The sequence below is a fragment of the Nocardioides sp. genome, assembly GCF_035703625.1.
Taxonomy (GTDB): domain Bacteria; phylum Actinomycetota; class Actinomycetes; order Propionibacteriales; family Nocardioidaceae; genus Nocardioides.
In genome coordinates this window covers 1-4255 of record NZ_DASSXS010000266.1, presented here as the reverse complement: position 1 = coordinate 4255, position 4255 = coordinate 1, and the positions used below count along the sequence as shown (strand labels likewise).

5 protein-coding genes are annotated in these 4255 nt (G+C 69.6%); 2 read left to right on the top strand and 3 right to left on the bottom strand.

Annotated features, from left to right (window positions below):
* Together VFN12_RS13925 and galE are read right to left on the bottom strand one after the other, a co-directional pair.
* On the bottom strand, nucleotides 1-500 hold a 500-nt coding region (locus VFN12_RS13925; RefSeq protein WP_325119321.1), incomplete at its 3' end, for a GDP-mannose 4,6-dehydratase.
* 16 nt (nucleotides 501-516) lie between these two features.
* Nucleotides 517-1494 (bottom strand): UDP-glucose 4-epimerase GalE, encoded by a 978-nt coding sequence (gene galE, locus VFN12_RS13920; protein ID WP_325119320.1) that lies wholly within the window; start codon nucleotides 1492-1494, stop codon nucleotides 517-519.
* A gap of 79 nt (nucleotides 1495-1573) precedes the next feature.
* Between galE and VFN12_RS13915 the strand changes: the two genes are divergently transcribed.
* Nucleotides 1574-2341 carry an N-acetylmuramoyl-L-alanine amidase gene (locus VFN12_RS13915; protein WP_325119318.1) on the top strand — a complete coding sequence of 256 codons (768 nt, stop codon included), beginning with the start codon at nucleotides 1574-1576 and terminating at the stop codon, nucleotides 2339-2341.
* 17 nt (nucleotides 2342-2358) lie between these two features.
* A complete protein-coding gene (locus VFN12_RS13910) occupies nucleotides 2359-3597 on the top strand; it encodes an MFS transporter (protein ID WP_325119317.1) in 1239 nt (412 codons plus the stop codon).
* Between the two features lie 433 nt (nucleotides 3598-4030).
* On the opposite strand, the gene VFN12_RS13905 is transcribed toward VFN12_RS13910, so the two are convergent.
* Nucleotides 4031-4255: GIY-YIG nuclease family protein (locus VFN12_RS13905; RefSeq protein WP_325119316.1), on the bottom strand; the 225-nt coding region annotated here is incomplete at its 5' end.

Here is a 4255-nt window from a genome sequence, read left to right as displayed (position 1 = left end):
TCGCGGTAGTTGATCGTCATGTGGTGCCCGAACACCTTGCTCACGCCGTACGGCGACCGTGGCCACAGCAGGGTGCGCTCGTGCTGCGGGGACTCCTGAACCTTGCCGAACATCTCCGAGCTGGACGCCTGGTAGAAGCGGTCGCCGGTCGGGTCGTCGCCGGTGTGCAGCCGGATCGCCTCGAGGATGTTGAGCACCCCCATGCCGGTGACGTCGCTGGTCACCTTGGCGTTCTCCCAGGAGTAGGCGACGTACGAGATCGCACCGAGGTTGTAGACCTCGTCGGGGCCGGAGTCACGCAGCGCGCGGATCAGGCTGGACATGTCCGTCAGGTCGCCGTTGTGCAGGGACACGTCGGGCAGGAGCTCGCGCACCAGGTCACGCTTGGGGTTGTTCTGGCCGCGGATCAGCCCGTGGACGTCGTACCCCTTGGCGAGCAGCAGCTCTGCCAGGTAGAGACCGTCCTGGCCGGTGATGCCGGTGATCAGCGCCGTGGACATGGGCGGATTGTGTCAGTCAGGCGGGGTAGGCGTCCCCGGCCGCCTGCCGCGCGGACCACGCCGAGCGCACCATCTCGCGCAGGTCGTGGCGCATCTCCCACTCGATGTCGCGCGCGGCGAGCTCCCCGGTGGCCACGATCCGGGCCGGGTCGCCCGGCCGTCGGTCGTGGACCTTCGGTTCGAAGTCGATGCCTGTGACGTCCCGGATCGCGTCCATGATCTCCCGCACCGAGGAGCCGTTCCCGCTGCCCAGGTTGTAGACCCGCTCGAGTGGTTCGCCCGCTTCCATCCGTCGCGCGGCGGCGACGTGCGAGACCGCGAGGTCGCTCACGTGCACGTAGTCCCGCACGCAGGTCCCGTCCGGGGTGTCGTAGTCGTCGCCGTTGATCCGAGGCGTCTCACCCCGGTAGAGCATGTTGAAGACGATGGGGAAGAGGTTGTGCGGGCTCGTGTCGTAGAGGCCGTCTGAGCCGGAGCCCACCACGTTGAAGTAGCGCAGCGAGGTGTGCGTCAGGCCGTGAGCGCGCTCCGCGTCGGCGAGCAGCCACTCGCCGATCAGCTTGGACTCCCCGTACGGCGACTCCGGGTTGGTGGGGGCGTCCTCCGTCACGAGGTCGACGTCTGGCGTCCCGAAGGTCGCCGCGCTGGAGGAGAACACCATCCGGGCAACGTCCGCCGCCAGCATCGCCGATAGGAGGCTCACCGTGCCGGTGACGTTCTGTGTGTATGTGTGCAGCGGCCGCTGGACCGACACGCCGGCGTACTTGAAGCCGGCGACGTGGATGACGCCCGTGACCTCGTGCTCACGCAGCGCCCCTTCTACCGCCGAGGTGTCGAGGAGCGAGGCACGCACGAACGGCACGTCATCGGGCACGAACTGCTCGAAGCCGCTGGACAGGTCGTCCAAGACCACAGGCGATATCCCGGCGTCTTTCAGCGCCTGCACCACGTGCGAGCCGATGTAGCCCGCTCCTCCGGTCACCAACCACGTCATACGGACTCCTCGTTGCTCACGCCTGGGGGGCGACTCAGCATAGGGGCGATGGAGTCATGCCCCGGTTAGGGTGAGCGGCATGCGAGTCGTCGGGAGCCTCATACTCGCGCTGACCCTTGCCGTGGGCAGCGGCGGGGCCGCGTCGGCGCTCCCCACACCTGAGCGCGACGCGCTCGCCGGGCCGCTGGTCGGGCGCACGATCGTCATCGACCCGGGCCACCAGCTGGGCAACCACAACTTCCCCCGGAAGATCGCCCGCCTGGTCCCGGCCGGTGGTTTCCGCAAGGCCTGCAACACCACGGGCACCGCCACCCGTGGCGGCTACCCGGAGGCGACCATGGTGTGGCAGGTCTCGCGGATGCTGGCCACCCGCCTGCGCGGCCTGGGTGCGGACGTGACGCTGACGCGGCACAGCAACCGCCAGGACCGGTGGGGGCCGTGCGTCGACGTACGCGGCCGCGCCGGCAACCGGGCGGGTGCGGACCTCAAGGTGAGCGTGCACGGTGACGGGTCCACTGCTGCCCGCGCCCGCGGGTTCCACGTGATCGCCCCCACCGACCGCCGACCGTGGACGCACGACATCTACCGGCCCTCGCAACGGCTGGCGCGCGAGACCAGGGCAGCGCTGCGCGGCGTCGGACTCCCGGTGGCCAACTACACCGCGGGCGGCGACGGGGTCGACTTCCGCTCCGACCTGGGCACCCTGAACCTCGCGAACATCCCGTCGGTGATGGTCGAGCTCGGCAACATGCGCAACTCGTCCGACGCGCGCCGGATGACCTCCCGGAAGGGTCGCGCCACCTACGCCCGCGCGCTCGCCCGGGCCGTGGTCAACCACCTCCGCTGACCCCTATCTTGTCGGGCATGGCGGGGGACACGGGGGCGTTGGCGCCGCTGCGCGAGCGCAACTTCCGATGGTTCTTCGTCTCCAGCCTCATCAACATGGCCGGCTCGACCATGGCGCCCGTGGCGCTGGCTTTCGCCGTCCTCGAGGTCTCCGACTCGCCGAAGGCGCTCGGTGCCGTGCTCGCGGCCAACTCGATCCCGCTGGTGCTGTTCATGCTCTTCGGCGGGGTGATCGCGGACCGGCTGCCCCGGGTCCTGATCCTGCGCACGGGCGGCCTGGTGCTCGCGCTGACGCAGGGGTTGGCCGCGGGGCTGATCATCACCGACCGGGCCGAGCTGTGGATGCTGATCGTCCTCGAGGCCCTCAACGGCGTCACCCTGGCACTCGTCTTCCCGGCATTCGCCGCGATCATGCCGCAGCTGGTGCCGCGCAACATGCTGCAGTCGGCGAACGTCCTGCAGTCGATGTCGCGCGGTGCGCTTCGGGTGGTGGGCCCCAGCATCGCCGCGCTGCTGGTGGTCACGATCGGGCCCGGGTGGGCACTGGCTGTCGACGCCCTCACCTGGCTGGTCGCCGCTCTCCTCCTGCTGCGGGTCGTGCTTCCCGCACCAGTGCGGGACGGGTCTTCGCAGTCCACGTTCGCCGAGCTGAGGGAGGGCTGGTCGCTGTTCGCCGGTACGACGTGGCTCTGGGTGATCGTCCTGGCGTTCGGAGTGCTGAACATGATCCACTCCGGTGCGTTCAACACGCTCGGCCCCGTGATCGCCAAGGACACGATCGGCGCTCAGGGCTGGGGCTACATCGTCTCCGCCGAGTCGTTCGGGTTGCTGGCGATGACCGGCGTGATGCTGCGTCGCAGGCTGGAGCGGCCCTTGTTCTTCGGCATGCTCGGGATCGCGACCGCAGGTTTCCCGATCGTGATGCTCGGCGCCGACCCCGAGCTCGTGCCCCTGGTGGTGCTCGCGTTCGTCGCGGGCGCGGGCATCGAGCTGTTCAGCCTGGGCTGGACCCTGGCCATGCAGGAGCACGTCGAGGAGCGGATGCTCTCGCGCGCCTACTCCTACGACGCCCTCGGCTCGTTCGTGGCGATGCCGATCGGGCAGCTGGCCTACGGTCCGCTTGCCCTGGCGTTCGGCTACCGCGACGTGCTCATCGTCAGTGGCATCGCCTACACGGCCATCTGCCTGCTGACGCTGGTGTCGGCGTCGGTGCGCAACCTGCAGCGGACTCCCGCCGAGGTCACCACCCACGCCTGAGACGAGGCCCCCTCGGTGGCTGAGCCTCGAACCCGGTCGGGAGGCTGGGCGGTGGTTTTCTGTTGGTTGCCGCCCTGCGTGGGTGCGGGGGTTTCGAGGCTCGGGCCGTGGGCGGCCCTCGCACCTCAACCTCCGGATCCTGGCCGTCGTCCTGCGTGGACGGCCCTCGCGCCTCAACCTCTGGATCCTGGCCGTCGGTGGTTGAGGTGCGAAGGCGCTCTGGCGCCTGAGCCTCGAAACCCCGGAAGGGTGGCAGGGCGGTGGTTTCCGTGGTTGCCGCCCTGCGTGGGTGCGGGGGTTTCGAGGCTCGGGCCGTGGACGGCCCTTGCACCTCAACCTCCGGATCCTGGTCGCCGGTGGTTGAGGTGTGAAGGCGCTTTGGCGCCTGAGCCTCGAAACCCCGGAAGGGGAGGCAGGGCGGCGAGCACCGCCGTCAATCTCCAGAACGGCGTGGGGGGCGACTGGCGAGGTCAGGGAGGGCGTCGAAGCGGCCCTCGATCAAGGCGATCCGTTTCGCCCTGCTCCAGCCCTGGACCTGCTTCTCGTAGAGAAACGCGTCCTCGACGCGGTTGAACTCGGCTGCCCAGACCAGCCGAACGGGACGGCGGCGGCGGACGCGTGTGTAGGCCGCGCCCAGGCCGAGGTTGTGCTGACTGAT

Bases quoted from the DNA above. Each gene is read 5' to 3' on its own strand.
- galE (WP_325119320.1), bottom strand. From the start codon at position 1,494: ATGACGTGGTTGGTGACCGGAGGAGCGGGCTACATCGGCTCGCACGTG.
- VFN12_RS13915 (WP_325119318.1), top strand. From the start codon at position 1,574: ATGCGAGTCGTCGGGAGCCTCATACTCGCGCTGACCCTTGCCGTGGGC.
- VFN12_RS13910 (WP_325119317.1), top strand. From the start codon at position 2,359: ATGGCGGGGGACACGGGGGCGTTGGCGCCGCTGCGCGAGCGCAACTTC.